Annotated in this window: 17 protein-coding genes; 9 read left to right on the top strand and 8 right to left on the bottom strand. The window is 72.3% G+C overall.

From position 1 onward, the window contains the following. The first annotated feature begins 62 nt into the window (after positions 1-62). Positions 63-245, top strand: a complete 183-nt coding sequence (locus AQJ66_RS05945; protein ID WP_061917615.1) for a hypothetical protein — start codon at positions 63-65, stop codon at positions 243-245. Positions 246-339: 94 nt separating this feature from the next. Here the strand turns inward: AQJ66_RS05945 and AQJ66_RS05940 are convergent, their stop codons facing one another. From AQJ66_RS05940 to AQJ66_RS05930, 3 genes are all read right to left on the bottom strand, one after another. Then, positions 340-1,266, bottom strand: coding sequence for a hypothetical protein (locus AQJ66_RS05940; protein WP_061917612.1), 927 nt, complete (start codon positions 1,264-1,266; stop codon positions 340-342). Positions 1,267-1,403: 137 nt separating this feature from the next. Continuing rightward, complete coding sequence (locus tag AQJ66_RS05935) at positions 1,404-1,700, bottom strand: hypothetical protein (RefSeq protein ID WP_061917610.1); 297 nt, start codon at positions 1,698-1,700, stop codon at positions 1,404-1,406. Positions 1,701-1,899: 199 nt separating this feature from the next. Next, entirely contained in the window at positions 1,900-2,499 is a 600-nt protein-coding gene (locus tag AQJ66_RS05930; protein ID WP_061918314.1) for a class I SAM-dependent methyltransferase, read from the bottom strand. A 152-nt stretch (positions 2,500-2,651) separates the two neighbouring features. Between AQJ66_RS05930 and AQJ66_RS05925 the strand changes: the two genes are divergently transcribed. From AQJ66_RS05925 to AQJ66_RS05905, 5 genes are all read left to right on the top strand, one after another. Then, entirely contained in the window at positions 2,652-3,425 is a 774-nt protein-coding gene (locus tag AQJ66_RS05925; RefSeq protein WP_061917607.1) for an MHYT domain-containing protein, read from the top strand. A 75-nt stretch (positions 3,426-3,500) separates the two neighbouring features. Beyond that, the gene (locus AQJ66_RS05920) at positions 3,501-6,020 is read left to right on the top strand and encodes a sensor histidine kinase (protein WP_208611289.1); all 2,520 of its coding nucleotides are present in this window, start codon (positions 3,501-3,503) and stop codon (positions 6,018-6,020) included. Beyond that, positions 6,017-6,454, top strand: coding sequence for a roadblock/LC7 domain-containing protein (locus AQJ66_RS05915; RefSeq protein WP_061917604.1), 438 nt, complete (start codon positions 6,017-6,019; stop codon positions 6,452-6,454). The genes AQJ66_RS05920 and AQJ66_RS05915 overlap by 4 nt, the downstream gene beginning before the upstream one ends. Before the next feature lie 18 nt (positions 6,455-6,472). Continuing rightward, positions 6,473-6,886: a DUF742 domain-containing protein gene (locus AQJ66_RS05910; protein WP_061917601.1), complete on the top strand. Its 414-nt coding sequence runs from the start codon at positions 6,473-6,475 to the stop codon at positions 6,884-6,886. Between the two features lie 206 nt (positions 6,887-7,092). After that, a complete protein-coding gene (locus AQJ66_RS05905; protein ID WP_061918310.1) occupies positions 7,093-7,695 on the top strand; it encodes a GTP-binding protein in 603 nt (200 codons plus the stop codon). Between the two features lie 3 nt (positions 7,696-7,698). On the opposite strand, the gene AQJ66_RS05900 is transcribed toward AQJ66_RS05905, so the two are convergent. Beyond that, entirely contained in the window at positions 7,699-8,127 is a 429-nt protein-coding gene (locus tag AQJ66_RS05900; RefSeq protein ID WP_061917598.1) for a PPOX class F420-dependent oxidoreductase, read from the bottom strand. A 91-nt stretch (positions 8,128-8,218) separates the two neighbouring features. Between AQJ66_RS05900 and AQJ66_RS05895 the strand changes: the two genes are divergently transcribed. After that, the gene (locus tag AQJ66_RS05895) at positions 8,219-8,632 is read left to right on the top strand and encodes a roadblock/LC7 domain-containing protein (protein ID WP_061917595.1); all 414 of its coding nucleotides are present in this window, start codon (positions 8,219-8,221) and stop codon (positions 8,630-8,632) included. A gap of 124 nt (positions 8,633-8,756) precedes the next feature. Then, entirely contained in the window at positions 8,757-9,773 is a 1,017-nt protein-coding gene (locus tag AQJ66_RS05890) for a DUF6397 family protein (protein WP_061917592.1), read from the top strand. Positions 9,774-9,820: 47 nt separating this feature from the next. Here AQJ66_RS05890 and AQJ66_RS05885 read toward each other — a convergent pair whose 3' ends face one another. Together AQJ66_RS05885 and AQJ66_RS05880 are read right to left on the bottom strand one after the other, a co-directional pair. Then, positions 9,821-10,690, bottom strand: coding sequence for an acyl-CoA thioesterase (locus AQJ66_RS05885; protein WP_061917589.1), 870 nt, complete (start codon positions 10,688-10,690; stop codon positions 9,821-9,823). 19 nt (positions 10,691-10,709) lie between these two features. Beyond that, a complete protein-coding gene (locus AQJ66_RS05880) occupies positions 10,710-13,223 on the bottom strand; it encodes a DEAD/DEAH box helicase (RefSeq protein WP_061917586.1) in 2,514 nt (837 codons plus the stop codon). Positions 13,224-13,368: 145 nt separating this feature from the next. Between AQJ66_RS05880 and AQJ66_RS05875 the strand changes: the two genes are divergently transcribed. Next, entirely contained in the window at positions 13,369-14,163 is a 795-nt protein-coding gene (locus AQJ66_RS05875) for a metal-dependent hydrolase (RefSeq protein ID WP_061917583.1), read from the top strand. 14 nt (positions 14,164-14,177) lie between these two features. On the opposite strand, the gene AQJ66_RS05870 is transcribed toward AQJ66_RS05875, so the two are convergent. Next, positions 14,178-14,441, bottom strand: coding sequence for a type B 50S ribosomal protein L31 (locus AQJ66_RS05870; RefSeq protein WP_061917580.1), 264 nt, complete (start codon positions 14,439-14,441; stop codon positions 14,178-14,180). A 75-nt stretch (positions 14,442-14,516) separates the two neighbouring features. Then, entirely contained in the window at positions 14,517-14,987 is a 471-nt protein-coding gene (locus AQJ66_RS05865) for a DUF5709 domain-containing protein (protein ID WP_061917577.1), read from the bottom strand. Between the last annotated feature and the right edge of the window lie 42 nt (positions 14,988-15,029).

Raw genomic sequence — 15,029 nt, 5'->3', positions numbered from 1 at the left:
CGCGAGGCGCCGGACCGTTCTCCGAGCAGAGAGCGGCACAGGCCGCGGAGGAGGCGACGCTCATGTCCAAGAACGCGAAGATCGCCGCAGGGGGTGTGGCGGTCGGCCTGATCCTGCTGATATGGCTGCCTTGGTGGGTGGCGTTCCTCATCGTGGTGGGGGTTCCGGCTGCCGCGTACCTGACGTTGGACCCTTCGCAGCGGCGCAGGCTCCGCCGGGTCGCGCGCAAGGAGATCGGCCGCTGAGGGAGACGCCGGGCTGCCGACCGGGCCAGGGGGCCACGCCTCCGTGCGGGCGCGGCCCCGGAGGCCGGTGAGGCTCAGCCGGGCCAGGACGCGCTCACAGGGGGCGTACGGCCATCTTGTCGAGTGCCTCGAGCAGGCCGGGCAGTTCGCGGCCCCGGCCCACCGGCAGCACCTCGCCGGGTTTGTCGTCGAGCAGGACGAACGCGATGTCGTCGGTGCGGGCCACGATCGACCAGCCGGGCCCGTCGGCGCGCAGCGTACGGGCGTCCCCCGGGGCGAAGGACGAGCGGACCCGGCCGAGCGGTGGCGGCGAGTCGATGTAGGCGCGTGCCTCCGCCAGCACGCGCCGGACGCCCAGGGGGCCGCCTTTCGGCCGGGCTGCCTCGCCGTCCGCCGGCGATTCCCCACCGTCCGCCGAGGAGTCCCGGCTCGCCCGTTCCTGGGGCGTCTGTTCCTGCGGCGTGTGTTCCTGCTGCGGCGGGAAGTAGTCCTCGCCGATCTGCTCCCGCCACACCGCCCACTGCAGCGCGATCTCGTCGGCGCCCAGGCGCCTCTGGGCGGGACCCCAGGTGCTGGTGTCCGGCGGGGCCAGCGCGGGCCGGCCCGCGTCCTCGGGGTCGGGGTCGTGCGGAGCGGGAACGCCGGGCGCCGCGACGGCGACGGCCAGCGGCCATCCGGGCAGGGCGGCCACGACCGTGCGCTCGTCCGGCGACAGTTCGTACTCCATGCCGCAGTCCCAGGACGCGATCGCCACGGCGACCAGGGAGACGTCGTCGATCACGACGGTCCAGCGCGCACCGTCGCCGTCCTGCCCGAGCACCAGCCCGTACCCGTCGGCGCGCGGCGCCAGATCCAGCGCCGCGCAGGCCTCCGGGTAGTCGTCGCCCAGCACGCTCGGGAACTGCGCCGGCGTCAGCAGCACCGCCGTGAGCACGTACAGCGCCTCGTCCGCGGCGGCAGCCTCCTCGTCCGTCAGTGCCTCGTCCGCGGCGGCGACGACCTCCTCGTCCGTCCCGGCCATGCCTGCCTCCCCAGTGGTTCGTCCATCGGCGCGCACCCTAGTGCGAGCGGAAGGCGCTTGTCACGGCACCGCAGACCACGCGGAGCTGCAGGTTTCCACCTGGACGGGGGCGAAACGACCTGTGCTCGGCGAGCTGTTCAGGCGGCCGGCAGCCCGAGGAGATCCCGGGCCACCGCCCCGGGCGTCTCCTCGCGCTCCCGGGCGAGCGCGATGACGGCCCGGCACGCGAGTTCCCTCACCCCGAACGAGAGCGCCTCCGGTGACACCCAGGTCGCCGTCTCGTCGATCCGGTCCTGGTCGTCCTCCGCGCAGGCCGCCACATAGGCGGCCGCGGCTTCGAACAAGTTGTGTGTGCGCCGTTCCCGGCCGGCCGCCGCCTCCGGGCGCGAGGAGGTACGGAACCGGGTGGCGTACTTGCGCATCGCGTCGAACACGTGCCCCACCTTCCCTCGGGAAAGCCCCCACTGGTCGCCCATCTTCTGCCCTTCAACGTAGAGTTGAAGTCGCCCGTAAAGAAGAGGGCGAGGCAGCCGGGCGCAACCTCGGCTCCAGCGGCCCCATGGGCGGGCGTCTCGCGGCGGCCGCCGCGAGGACGCGTCGGTTCGTCCGCACCGCGTTCGAATCGATGGCGTGTCAGCTCTCCCGGATCGCCAGTGCCAGAAAACGGTCCTCCTGGTCGACGTGCGACGTCATGCGCCACCCCGCGCGGGCGAGCAGGGGCCCCAGATTGTCCTCGGCCCTGAGGTCCTCCGGAGTGATCCGGCGGCCCTGACGTGCGGCCAGGGCGGCGCGGCCGATGGGGTGGAAGAGCGCGAGCGTGCCCTGCGGGCGCACCACGCGGGCCATGCCCCGCAGATTCTCGGCGGGCCGCGGCAGGTGTGCGATCAGCCCCGCGGCGAACACGGCGTCCAGGGAGCCGGACCGCATCGGCAGCGCGGCGACGTCGGCGAGCAGCAGGCGCCCCTCCCGGTCCCGGCCGGCCCGCACGGCGGCCTGGAGCATCGCCGGAGTCAGGTCCAGCCCGGCCACCACCCCGGAGGGTCCCACGGCGGCTCGCAGGGCGGGCAGGGCGCGGCCCGTGCCGCAGCCGGCGTCGAGCACGCGGTCGCCCGGGCGCAACCCCAGGTCGGCCACGGCGGCCGCGTAGGCGGGGCCGTCGTCGGGGAACCTGCTGTCCCAGTCGGCGGCCCGGGCGGTGAAGAACTCCTGGACGCGTGTGTGGTCGTCGCTCATGGTGGGCATGATCCCGCACCGGCTGGGGGAACACGCCTGCGCGCATGTTCGAGCGGGAGACGATCGTTCCCTTGCCTCTCTGTGTCAGATTCCAACACCTTTCGAAATGCGCCCCCTCCGCGCGCCTCTGCCCCGGCTAGCGTCCCGGGGCCATGGGACACCTGGACCACGCCGCTTTCGGCTGGCTTACCCCCGTGCTGTCGTACCTGATGGCCTGCATAGGCGCCGCACTCGGACTGCGGTGCACCATGCGCGCGCTCGCCGTCACCGGCCGCTCGCGCCGCAACTGGCTCGTCACCGCCGCGTCCGCGATCGGCACGGGCATCTGGACCATGCACTTCGTGGCCATGCTCGGCTTCCGCGTCACCGGCACCGACATCCGCTACGACGTGCCGCTGACCATCCTCAGCCTCGTCGTCGCCATGGTCGTCGTCTGCGCCGGCGTCTTCGCCGTCGGCTACAGCCGGGACCGCAACCGGGCCCTCCTGCTCGGCGGACTCACGACCGGGGTGGGCGTCGCCAGCATGCACTACCTGGGCATGTCTGCGGTACGGCTGCACGGTGACGTGACCTACGACCCCGTCCTCGTCGCACTCTCCGTCCTGATCGCGGTCGCGGCGGCGACCGCGGCCCTGTGGGCGGGGCTCAACATCAAGTCGCCCCTCGCGGTCACCCTCGCCTCCCTCGTCATGGGCGCGGCCGTCAGCAGCATGCACTACACCGGGATGTTCGCGGTGAGCGTGCGCGTCACCCCGTCCGGCCAAGCACTGCCCGGGGCCACGGCGATGCAGTTCATCTTCCCCCTCGCCGTCGGCCTCGGGTCCTATCTGTTCCTCACCTCGGCCTTCGTCGCCCTCTCACCCACCGCGGACGAACGCGCGGCGTCCGCCTCGGCCCAGCGGCCCGTCCCGGGCGCCACCGGCTGACGCGAGGCCGGCTCGGACGCCGTCCGAGCCGGCCCGCCCGACGGAGCCCCGACCCACGTCCCGAGCGAGGAGGCCATGCGCCCACCCCGTAGCACAACCCGAGCCGGCACCCCTGCCCAGTCCCCGGCCCCGCCACGCGGCCGCCGCGCCCACGCCGGACCACCGGCCGACGAGAGCCCGGACCACCCGCTCGACACGCCGACGGACCGTGCGCCCGCGCGGGCGGGTCGCTGGCATGCCCGCCCCCGCACGGTGCGCGCCAAGGTGATCTGCCTGCTGATGGTGCCCGTCGTCTCCCTGCTCGCCCTGTGGGCCTACGCCACCGTCAGTACCGCGCAGGACGTCGCCCGGCTGCGCCAGTCCCAGAAGGTGGACGCCGACCTGCGCGGCCCCGTGGCCGCCGCCGTCACCGCACTGCAGAACGAGCGCGCCGCCGCCGTGCGCCACGCCGCCGGCGTGGACCCGGGAAGCGGCGGCGACCTCGGTGCCCTCGCCGCCCGGACCGACCGCGCGCTGGTCCGGCTGCGGCTCGGCCACGGCCACACCGTCGCCGACAGCCAGGAACTGCCCGCCGGTGTCGCCGGACGCCTCGCGTCCTTCGTCACCTCGGCCGAGCACCTGCGCCCCCTGCGAACCGCCGTACGCGACCGCACCGCCGGCTGGAGCGAGGTCTACGCCCGGTACACCAGGACCATCGGCACGGCCTTCGCGGTGGACGGCGCCCTCACCGGCATCCAGCAGGCCGACGTCGGCTCCGACGCGCGCGTCCTGCTCGAGTTCTCCCGCGCCGCCGAGGCGCTCGCCCAGGAGGACGCCGTCCTCGGCAGCGCCCGCGCGCCCGGCGGCCTCCAGGGCGAACGCGCGCGGCTGTTCACCGCGGCCGTCGCCACGCGCCGCACCCTCACCGAGACGGCCGTCGCCGACCTGCCCGGCCCCCAGAGCGCCGCCTGGCGCGCCCTCGCCGACAGCGGCGCCTGCACCGTCCTCACCACCACCGAGAACCGGATCCTCGCCGCCGGCACCGCTGCCAAGACGGTCGACACCGGACCGTCGAGCCCGTGGAACAGCGCCCACGCGCGCGTGCAGGACGGGATGAGGTCCATCGCGGCCGACACGGGCCGGACCGTCGCGGGCCGCGCCGACCCGTTCACCCGCGGTCTGCTCAGCCCGGCGGGGGCCGCCGTCCTGTTCGGCCTCGCCGCCGTCGCCGCATCACTCGTCATCTCCGTCCGCATCGGACGCGGCCTCGTCGTGGAACTCGTGACCCTCCGCAACGACGCCCTGGAGATCGCCCGCCGCAAACTCCCCGCCGCCATGCGGAAACTGCGTGCGGGCGACGAGATCGACATCCAGGCCGAGGCGCCCGCCGGACCCCCCGCACAGGACGAGACCGGTCAGGTCGCCGAAGCCCTCACCACCGTGCACCGCGCCGCCCTGAGCGCGGCGGTCGAACGCGCCGAACTCGCCAGCGGCATCGCAGGAGTCTTCGTCAACCTCGCCCGCCGCAGCCAGGTCCTGGTCCACCGCCAGCTCAGCCTCCTGGACACCATGGAGCGGCGCTCGGACGACCCCGACGAGCTGAGCGACCTCTTCCGCCTCGACCACCTCACCACCCGGATGCGGCGCCATGCCGAGAGCCTGATCATCCTCTCCGGAGCCGCACCGGGCCGGGCCTGGCGCATGCCGGTGTCCCTGACCAACGTCGTACGCGCGGCCGTCTCGGAAATCGAGGACTACGCGCGCGTGGAGGTACGCCAACTGCCGGACGCCTCCGTCATCGGCGCGGCGGTGGCCGACCTCACGCACCTGCTCGCCGAACTCGTCGAGAACGCCGCCCAGTTCTCGCCGCCCCACACCCGCGTCCGCGTCACCGGCGAACCCGTCGGCAACGGCTACGCCCTCGAGGTGGAGGACCGGGGTCTCGGCATGGGCGCCGAGGCCCTCGCGGAGGCCAACCGGCGCATCGAGCAGTCCGAGGCCCTCGACCTGTTCGACAGCGACCGCCTGGGGCTGTTCGTGGTGAGCAGGCTCGCCTCCCGGCACGGCATCAAGGTGCACCTGCGCACCTCCCCGTACGGCGGCACCAACGCCGTCGTCCTGCTGCCCACCGCTCTGCTGCACGTCGGCTCCCCCGAACACTCCGCACACCAGGAGTCAGCGGCACCACCACTGCAGCCGCGCGCATACGCGCGCGTGCCCGACACGCCCCCACCGCCGGCGGTGGCCGCACAGCCCGGCCGGCCCGTCCTCGCGGCCACCGCCCCGGCCGCCTCGACGCCCTCGCACGAGCCCCCGCCTCCAGGAGTGACCGCCTTGCGGCCACCGCCCCGACCGGCGAGCGACTCCGTGCCCTCGGACCACCTGCCGCGCCGCGTGCGCCAGGCGAGCCTCGCGCCCCAGCTCCGCCACCAGCGTCCCGAAGAGCCCGCACCGGAAGCCGGCCCGCACGACGACGAGCGCACCCCCGAGCTCGTACGGGACCGCATGGCGGCCTATCGCGCCGGGTGGGCCCGCGGAGGCGGTAGACAACCCGGCCGCGGCGCAGCCCCGGAACACGGAACGGGCAGCCACCGACCCGAAGGAGACCCGGCATGATCGAGGACGTGAACACGAGGGCCGCCCAGCGATCCGGCGAACTGGACTGGCTGCTGGACGACCTGGTGATGCGGGTGAGCGAGGTGCACCACGCCGTGGTGCTGTCCAACGACGGCCTGGCCGTCGGTGCCTCCACCGGCCTCGTACGGGAGGACGCTGAACACCTGGCGGCCGTGGCCTCCGGCTTCAACAGCCTTGCCAAGGGCGCCGGACGGCACTTCGGCGCGGGCGGCGTACGCCAGACCATGGTGGAGATGGACGACGCCTTCCTCTTCGTCGCCGCGGCAGGGGAAGGCTCCTGCCTCGCCCTGCTCACCGCCGTCACCGCCGACATCGGCCTGGTCGCCTACGAAATGGCACGTCTGGTCAAGCGCGTGGGCGAACATCTCCGCACGGCACCGCGCGCCACCGCCCGGCCGCCCGCCGCCGGATGACCCGGAGGGGCGGCACCGATGACCGAGACCCCGACCGGCGGCCCGCGCGAGCAGGGCAGCCAGTGGTACGACGGCGAGGCGGGACCCCTGGTCCGCCCGTACGCCATGACCGGCGGACGCACCCAGCCCGGGCCCACCGGAGTGCGGTTCGACCTGATCGCCCTCGTCACACTGGACCCCGCCGCACCGGCGGCGGACGACGACACCACGCTCGGTCCCGAGCACCGGACCCTGCTCGCCCTGTGCCGCGTCGAGACGCAGTCCGTCGCCGAACTCGCGGCCGGCGCGGATCTGCCGGTGGGCGTCGTCAGAGTGCTCCTCGGCGATCTTCTGGAGCTGGGCCGTGTCACCGTCAGCCGACCGGTGCCGCCGGCCCACCTGCCGGACGAACGGATTCTGCGCGAGGTCATCGAAGGGCTGCGGGCGCTCTAGATGAACGTTCGAGACCCAGCCGGCGCCCGGCCGCACTCCGTTTTGCGCGCGTTGCGCATCCAACCGTGCGCGATCCGTTCACATCAGGCGTATTCCGGTCCGATCGCCCGGGGCGGCCCCGGAGTTGTCATGATGCTGGCTTCCTGCCCCGACTGTTCCGACCACCTCGACACCGGCCGCAGCCGCCCCTCCCGAGAGAAGTGATCATGGTCTCCGAGCACTCCGGCGCCGCGGGCGACACGTCCGCCCTGGCACTGAAGATACTGGTCGCCGGCGGATTCGGTGTCGGCAAGACGACCCTCGTCGGTGCCGTCAGCGAGATCCGTCCGCTGCGCACCGAGGAACTGCTCAGCCAGGCCGGTCAGCTGGTGGACGACACCGACGGCGTGGACCAGAAGGTCACGACGACCGTCGCCATGGACTTCGGACGCATCACGATCCGCTCCGGCCTCTCCCTGTACCTCTTCGGCACGCCGGGGCAGGACCGCTTCTGGTTCCTGTGGGACGAACTCTCCCAGGGGGCCCTCGGCGCCGTGGTCCTCGCGGACACCCGCCGGCTGGAGGACTGCTTCCCGGCGGTCGACTACTTCGAGCACCGGCGCATCCCGTTCGTCGTGGCCGTCAACTGCTTCGCCGGAGCGCGCAGCCACGACGCCGACGACGTCGGCAGGGCCCTCGACCTGGACCACGGCACCCCGGTGGTGCTGTGCGACGCCCGGGACAGGAACTCCGGCAAGGAGGTGCTGATCCGACTCGTCGAGTACGCCGGGCGGATGCACACCGCCCGGCTCCTCGACTCGGTGGGCTGAGCCTCAGCCGGCCAGGTCCCTCACCGCCACCACCTTGTCCACGGCCACCCGGACCAGGAGTTCACCCGGGACGCCGTTGCGGGCCCCGTACTCCTCGGCACGCTCCTCGCCCATGTACCGGGCGGCGATGCGCGTGGCCCAGCGGCGCACCTCGTCCAGATCCTCCGACAGGCGGGCGCGCCCGCTCAGCACGACGAAATGGAACGGCGGCCGCTCGTCGTCCACGCACAGGGCGATCCGTCCGTCACGGGCGAGATTGCGCCCTTTCACGGTCTCCTTGCCGGTGTTGAAGACCAGTTCCTCCCCGTCCAGCAGGAACCAGATCGGGGCGACATGGGGGCTCCCATCGGCGCTGACGGTGGACAACTTGCCGGTTCGGGTGCCGTACGAGACGAACGCCCGCCATTCCTCATCGGTCATCTTCTGTGCCATACGCCCATCCTGCTTGCCCGGACGCCGGTCGTGGGGAAGGCTGGCGGGCAGACCTACAGCCAGGAGACGACGTCACACGGGGAGACGGAACATGGCGCAGAACCAGGGTCTCGGATGGCTCCTGGACGATCTGACCGAGCGGGTGCAGCACGTCCGGCACGCACTCGTGCTGTCCAGCGACGGACTCGTCACGGGAGCGAGCACGGGGCTTCGCCGGGAGGACGCCGAGCATCTGGCGGCCGTCGCCTCCGGTCTGCACAGCCTGGCGAAGGGGTCGGGGCGCCACTTCGGTGCGGGCAGGGTGCGCCAGACGATGATCGAGTACGACGACGCCGTACTGTTCGTGACCGCCGCCGGCGCGGGCAGCTGCCTGTGCGTGCTCAGCGGCGCGGAGGCCGACATCGGCCAGATCGCCTACGAGATGACCCTCCTCGTCAACCGCGTCGGCGAGCACCTCGGCGTGGACGCCCGGCAACCCGACCGCAGTCCCACCTCAGACCTCTGACCTGCGTATTCGCGGTCCCCCGCGGAGTTGTCCACAGGCTCGCAGCGGTCTGTGCCGAAACGGCTACCGTGTGTGCACGGCAAACGCACAGGGCGTGAGCCACACTCCACGGGGGAGTACGACCATGTCGGGAAGCACCTTCGTCCCCACTCGCTCCAGTGCCGGCGGCCCCACCCGCTCCAGCACCTGGGCGCCGAGCCGCGCGGCTCGCGAACTGGAGCTCAAACGAGCCGAGTTCGATCTCGCCGTCCACCTCGGCCGCATCCGTACCGTGCCCGGCGGGGGCGGCGGGGGCGGCGGGGGCGGCGGGGGCCGCCGGGTCGAGCGTGCCGAGATCGAACGGCTGCGCGCCCAGGAGGGGTTCCCGGAATCCCTCCGGCAGCGCGTCCAGGTCGTGGGTACCGCGGAGGGGGCCGCGCTCATGGGCATCTCCGCAGGCAGGTTCACCCGCCTCGCCCGGTTGGGTCTCCTGGTGCCGGTGCGCTTTTATCTCAACCGCTACCGCGCCGTGGTCTGGCTGTATCTGGCCGAGGAGATGCGGCAGTTCGCGGCCGGTGAGGAGAACGCGCACCTGCTCAAGGGGCGCACCCCCGAGACCCTGCGCAGCCAGGTGGCGGCCGGTGTGGACCTGCGCGCCCGCAACTGGCGCGGACGGCACCTGGGATTCCTGCTCCGCCAGGCGGAGGACCCGTGGGCCCGGGCCGGTGCCGTGGCGGCCTTCCTGCCGCCCGTCGAGGTGGCCGAAGTCGTCACCGACCCGAGCGAGCGCGCCGAGCTGCACCGGTTCCGGCCGACGCCACCTCATCAAGGGGCGCCCGCATCGCCCACCGCGCACCTCGCCGGCGAACTCGTGACGGCGCAGGACCCGGACGAGATCGGCTGGCTGCGCAGCGACCTGGCGCACGCCGTGCGGGAGGCACGCGCTCACGCGACGGCTTCGCGCCCGGCCCCACGAGGCACCGAACCCGAGGCCCGGACGCCGGCGGCACACGCCAGGTCCGCGGTCCGGACCGGCACCCGGCCCACCTGCCGGCCGGAACCGACGCCGGAACAGCAGAGCAGCGGCCTCGAGGGCCGGCGTCCGGGCCGTGGACTGAGGAGCTTGCTCCGCCGCAGAAGTCCCCGGCCCGCAACGGTCTGACTCCCCTGCGGGCGCGGCGCAGGTCCTCGACAAGTCCGGAAGCGCGCTTACAGAGCCCGGAACAGACCCTCCTGGACCACCGACACGAGCAGCCGTCCCTGCAGGTCGTAAATGCGCCCACGGGCCAGACCGCGCCCGCCGGTGGCGATCGGGGACTCCTGGTCGTAGAGGAACCACTCGTCCGCACGGAACGGCCGGTGGAACCACATCGCGTGGTCCAGCGACGCCATGTCGAAGCCGCGCCGGCCCCACAGAGGTTCGACCGGGATGCGGACGGCGTCGAGGAGGGTCATGTCACTGGCGTAGGTCAGCGCGCAGGTGTGCACCAGCGGGTCGTCCCCGAGCGGTCCCACGGCGCGCATCCACACGGCGCTGCGCGGCTCGGCCCCCTGTATCTCCTCGGCGTTCCAGCGCAGCCGGTCGACGTAGCGGATGTCGAACGGCTGACGGCGCGCCATTCGCTCCAACTGCTCCGGCAGCGTGCCCAGATGCTTACGGATCTCCTCGGTCACCGTCGGCAGCGTCTCCGGGTCCGGCACCTCGCGGGCCGGCGGCAGCTGGTGTTCGAACGGTCCTTCCTCAGGCTTGTGAAAGGAGGCGGTCAGATTGAAGATCGTGCGGCCCTGCTGCACGGCCGTGACCCGGCGCGTGGTGAACGACCGCCCGTCGCGTACCCGCTCCACCTGGTACACGATCGGCACGCCCGGCCGGCCCGGGCGCAGGAAGTACGCGTGCAGCGAGTGCACCGGGCGGTCGCCGTCCGAGGTGCGCCCGGCGGCCACCATGGCCTGGCCCGCCACCTGCCCGCCGAAGACCCGCTGCAGGGACTCGTGCGGGCTGCGGCCGCGGAATATGTTGACCTCGATCTGCTCCAGGTCGAGGAGGTCGACCAGTCTCTCGGCCGGATTCGTCGTCATCGGTGGGACTCTCCCGGGGTCACAGCTGGCCGACATCGGTGACACGCACGATCGCACGGCCCTCGGCGTCGGACGCCGCGAGGTCGATCTCCGCGCTGATGCCCCAGTCGTGGTCGCCGCGGGGGTCGTCGAAGATCTGGCGCACACGCCACAGACCGTTCGCCGGCTCCTCCTTGATGACCAGCAGCTTGGGGCCTCGGGCGTCCGGTCCGGTGCCGAGGTCGTCGTACTCGTCCCAGTACTTGTCCATCGCCTCGCCCCACGCCTCGGCGTCCCAGCCCGCCTCGCCGTCCATCTCGCCCAGTTCCTCGACCTGGTCCAGGGCCGCCAGCTCCACGCGGCGGAACAGGGCGTTGCGGACCAGCACCCGGAAAGCGCGCGCGTTGGTGGTGACCGGCTTGACCTCGTCGGCCTTCTCCTGGGCCTCCTCGGCGGTCATCTCCTCCGGATTGGCCAGCTGCTCCCACTCGTCCAGCAGGCTGGAGTCCACCTGGCGGACCATCTCGCCGAGCCACTCGATCAGATCCTGCAGGTCCTCGGACTTCAGGTCGTCCGGGATGGTGTGGTCGAGGGTCTTGTAGGCGCTCGCCAGGTAGCGCAGCAGGATGCCCTCGGTGCGGGCCAGCTCGTAGACGGACACCAGCTCCGTGAAGGAGAGCGCCCTTTCGTACATGTCCCGGACGACCGACTTCGGCGACAGCGGGTGGTCGCCGACCCACGGGTGGCTCTTGCGGTAGGTGTTGTACGCGTGGAAGAGCAGTTCTTCCAGCGGCTTCGGGTACGTCACGTCCTGGAGGCGCTCCATGCGCTCCTCGTACTCGACGCCGTCGGCCTTCATCGCGGCCACGGCCTCGCCGCGCGCCTTGTTCTGCTGGGCGACGAGGATCTGCCGCGGGTCGTCCAGGGTGGACTCGACGACGGACAGCATGTCCAGGGCGTAGGACGGCGACTCGGGGTCGAGGAGTTCGAACGCGGCGAGTGCGAACGTGGACAGCGGCTGGTTCAGCGCGAAGTCCTGCTGGAGGTCGACCGTGAGCCGGACGATGCGCCCCTCGGCGTCCGGCTTGTCGAGCTTCTCCACGATCCCGCCGTCCAACAGGGAGCGGTAGATCGCGATCGCCCGGCGGATGTGCCGGAGCTGCTGTTTGCGCGGCTCGTGGTTGTCCTCGAGGAGGTGGCGCATCGCCTCGAAGGCGTTGCCGGGGCGGGCGATCACCGACAGCAGCATCGTGTGCGTCACCCGGAACCGCGAGGTCAGCGGCTCGGGCTCGGAGTCGATGAGCTTCTGGAAGGTGTTCTCCGTCCAGCCGACGAACCCCTCCGGCGCCTTCTTGCGGACCACCTTGCGGCGCTTCTTCGGATCGTCGCCCGCCTTGGCGAGGGCCTTCTCGTTCTCGATGACGTGCTCGGGGGCCTGGGCGACGACGAGTCCCGCGGTGTCGAAGCCGGCCCGGCCCGCGCGGCCCGCGATCTGGTGGAACTCACGGGCGCGCAGCGTGCGCACCCGGCTGCCGTCGTACTTGGTCAGGGCCGTGAACAGCACCGTCCGAATCGGCACGTTGACCCCCACGCCGAGGGTGTCGGTGCCGCAGATGACCTTCAGCAGACCGGCCTGGGCGAGCTTCTCCACCAGGCGCCGGTACTTGGGCAGCATGCCGGCGTGGTGGACGCCGATGCCGTGCCGGACGTAACGGGAGAGGTTGCGGCCGAACTTGGTGGTGAAGCGGAAGTTGCCGATCAGCTCGGCGATCTGCTCCTTCTCCTCGCGCGAGCACATGTTGATGCTCATGAGCGCCTGCGCCCGCTCCACGGCCTGTGCCTGGGTGAAGTGCACGATGTACACCGGCGCCTGCCTGCTCTGCAGCAGATCCGTGAGCGTCTCCGTCATCGGGGTGTACTTGTACTCGTAGGACAGCGGGACCGGGCGGGTGGCCGACCGGACGACCGCGGTAGGGCGACCGGTGCGGCGGGTGAGGTCCTTCTCGAAGAACGACACATCGCCCAAAGTCGCCGACATGAGGATGAACTGCGCCTGAGGGAGCTCCAGCAGCGGGATCTGCCAGGCCCAGCCCCGGTCGCCCTCGGCGTAGAAGTGGAACTCGTCCATGACGACCTGGCCGACGTCCGCGCCCTTGCCGTCGCGCAGGGCGATCGAGGCCAGTACCTCGGCGGTGCAGCAGATCACGGGCGCGTCGGCGTTCACGGAGGCGTCGCCGGTGAGCATGCCGACGTTCTCGGTGCCGAACAGCTTGCACAGCTCGAAGAACTTCTCCGACACCAGCGCCTTGATCGGGGCGGTGTAGAAGGTGACCTCGTCCCGGGCCAGCGCGGCGAAGTGCGCCCCCGCCGCGATCATGCTCTTGCCGGATCCGGTGGGTGTCGAGACGATCACGTTCGCCCCGGAGACCACCTCGATCAGCGCCTCTTCCTGATGGGTGTAGAGGGTGAGACCGCGCTCCTGCGCCCACGACTCGAAGGCTTCGTACAGGGCGTCGGGGTCGGCGGTCGGCGGCAGCTGATCGATGAGGGTCACGCCCCCATCTTGCCTGGCCATCTCTCTCAGAGGGGAATCGGCTGCGGCTGCGAAGATCATGACCGCTACGCTGTGTCGCCGGCGAGGCGCCGGCGCGCCAGGTCAACTGGACAGCGGCACACGAGGAATGGGGCGGGAAGCGGCCATGATGGGACCAGCACACTCACTGTCGGGGGCGGCGGCCTGGCTGGGCGTCGGGGCGGCCGCCGCCGCGGCCGGGCACCCGATGCCCTGGCCGGTCCTCCTGGTCGGCGCGCTGATCTGCGCCGGCGCCGCGCTCGCCCCGGACCTCGACCACAAGGCGGCCACCATCTCGCGGGCCTTCGGACCCCTCTCGCGCTGGATCTGCGAGATCGTGGACAAGCTGTCCTACGCGGTTTACAAGGCGACCAGGATGAAGGGCGACGCGCGCCGCTCGGGCGGTCACCGTACGCTCACGCACACCTGGCTGTGGGCGGTCGTCATCGGCGCGGGCAGCTCGGCGGCCGCGATCGCCGGGGGCCGCTGGGCGGTGCTGGCGATCCTCTTCGTGCACATGGTGCTGGCGATCGAGGGGCTGCTGTGGCGGGCGGCCCGGGGCTCCAGCAGCGACGTCCTGGTCTGGCTGCTGGCGGCGACCAGCGCCTGGATCCTCGCCGGAATCCTGGACAAGCCGGGCAACGGTTCCGACTGGCTGTTCACCGAGCCCGGACAGGAGTACCTCTGGCTGGGGCTGCCGATCGTGCTGGGCGCCCTGGTGCACGACATCGGGGACGCGCTGACCGTCTCCGGCTGCCCGATCCTGTGGCCTATCCCGTTGGGCCGCAAGCGCTGGTACCCGGTGGGGCCGCCCAAGGTCCTGCGGTTCCGGGCCGGCAGCTGGGTCGAGCTCAGGGTGCTGATGCCGGCGTTCATGCTGCTCGGCGGCGTTGGCTGTGCGGCTGCCCTCAACGTGATCTGAGGGGCCCGGCTCCCTCAGGTCGCCTCGCCCGCCCCTGCCTCGCCGTACCGGCGCTCGAACCGGGCGATGCGGCCCTCGGTGTCCACCGTGCGGGCCTTGCCCGTGTAGAAGGGGTGGCTCTCCGAGGAGATCTCCACGTCGATCACCGGGTAGGTCTCTCCGTCGTCCCACTCGATGGTCTGCTCGCTCCTGGCGGTGGAGCGGGTGAGGAAGGCGTAGCCGGCCGCGCGGTCGCGGAAGACCACGGGGTGGTAGTCGGGGTGCTTGTCCTGCTGCATGGCGGCTCCTCGCGCGCGGTCGGGCGGGCGGCGACCGGTCCGCCCCCGTCGCCGGCGGCGTCCCGGTCGTCCGGATCAGCCGGGAAGGGTGTCCTCGTCGACGATGTGCATCGCGGCCTCCTCGGCGGAGGCGGCAGCCCCGTCGATGCCGACGTCGGTGGCGACGAGAGCACTCTCCTCGTCCTCGTGCACCCCTTCGTCGGGGGCCACCAGGCGGCCGGAGCGCAGGGCGCCGACCTCGTTGTCGAGGAGTTCCCCGTCGGTGCCCTCGCAGTCGCCGAGACCGTCGCTGTCCGGCGCGGCGGTTTCGGGCAGCTCCTCGGCGAGCCGCTGGTCCAGCGTCTCCCCGGTCTGGCGTTCGCGCGCCGTCACCCCGGTGTGCTCCACCGCCCACGGCCGCTCGGGAGGGGACCAGCCGCGGTCGAGGGGGTCTTCGACGCCGTCGAAGTCCAGTGTGTCCTCGACGTCGAGCACACCCGAGTCCTCCCGGATCTCGGAGGGATCGGGCTGGTAGACGTCATCCCCCCATCCGTCGGCGCTGTCCACGGGTACCTCCAGGTGGTGAGGGCGGCCTCGTGCCCCGGCGAG

It is taken from the genome of Streptomyces bungoensis (assembly GCF_001514215.1).
In the GTDB taxonomy this organism is placed as follows: Bacteria; Actinomycetota; Actinomycetes; order Streptomycetales; family Streptomycetaceae; genus Streptomyces; species Streptomyces bungoensis.
Note: the sequence above shows the minus strand (reverse complement) of the source record. Positions and strands in the feature narration are given on the sequence as shown.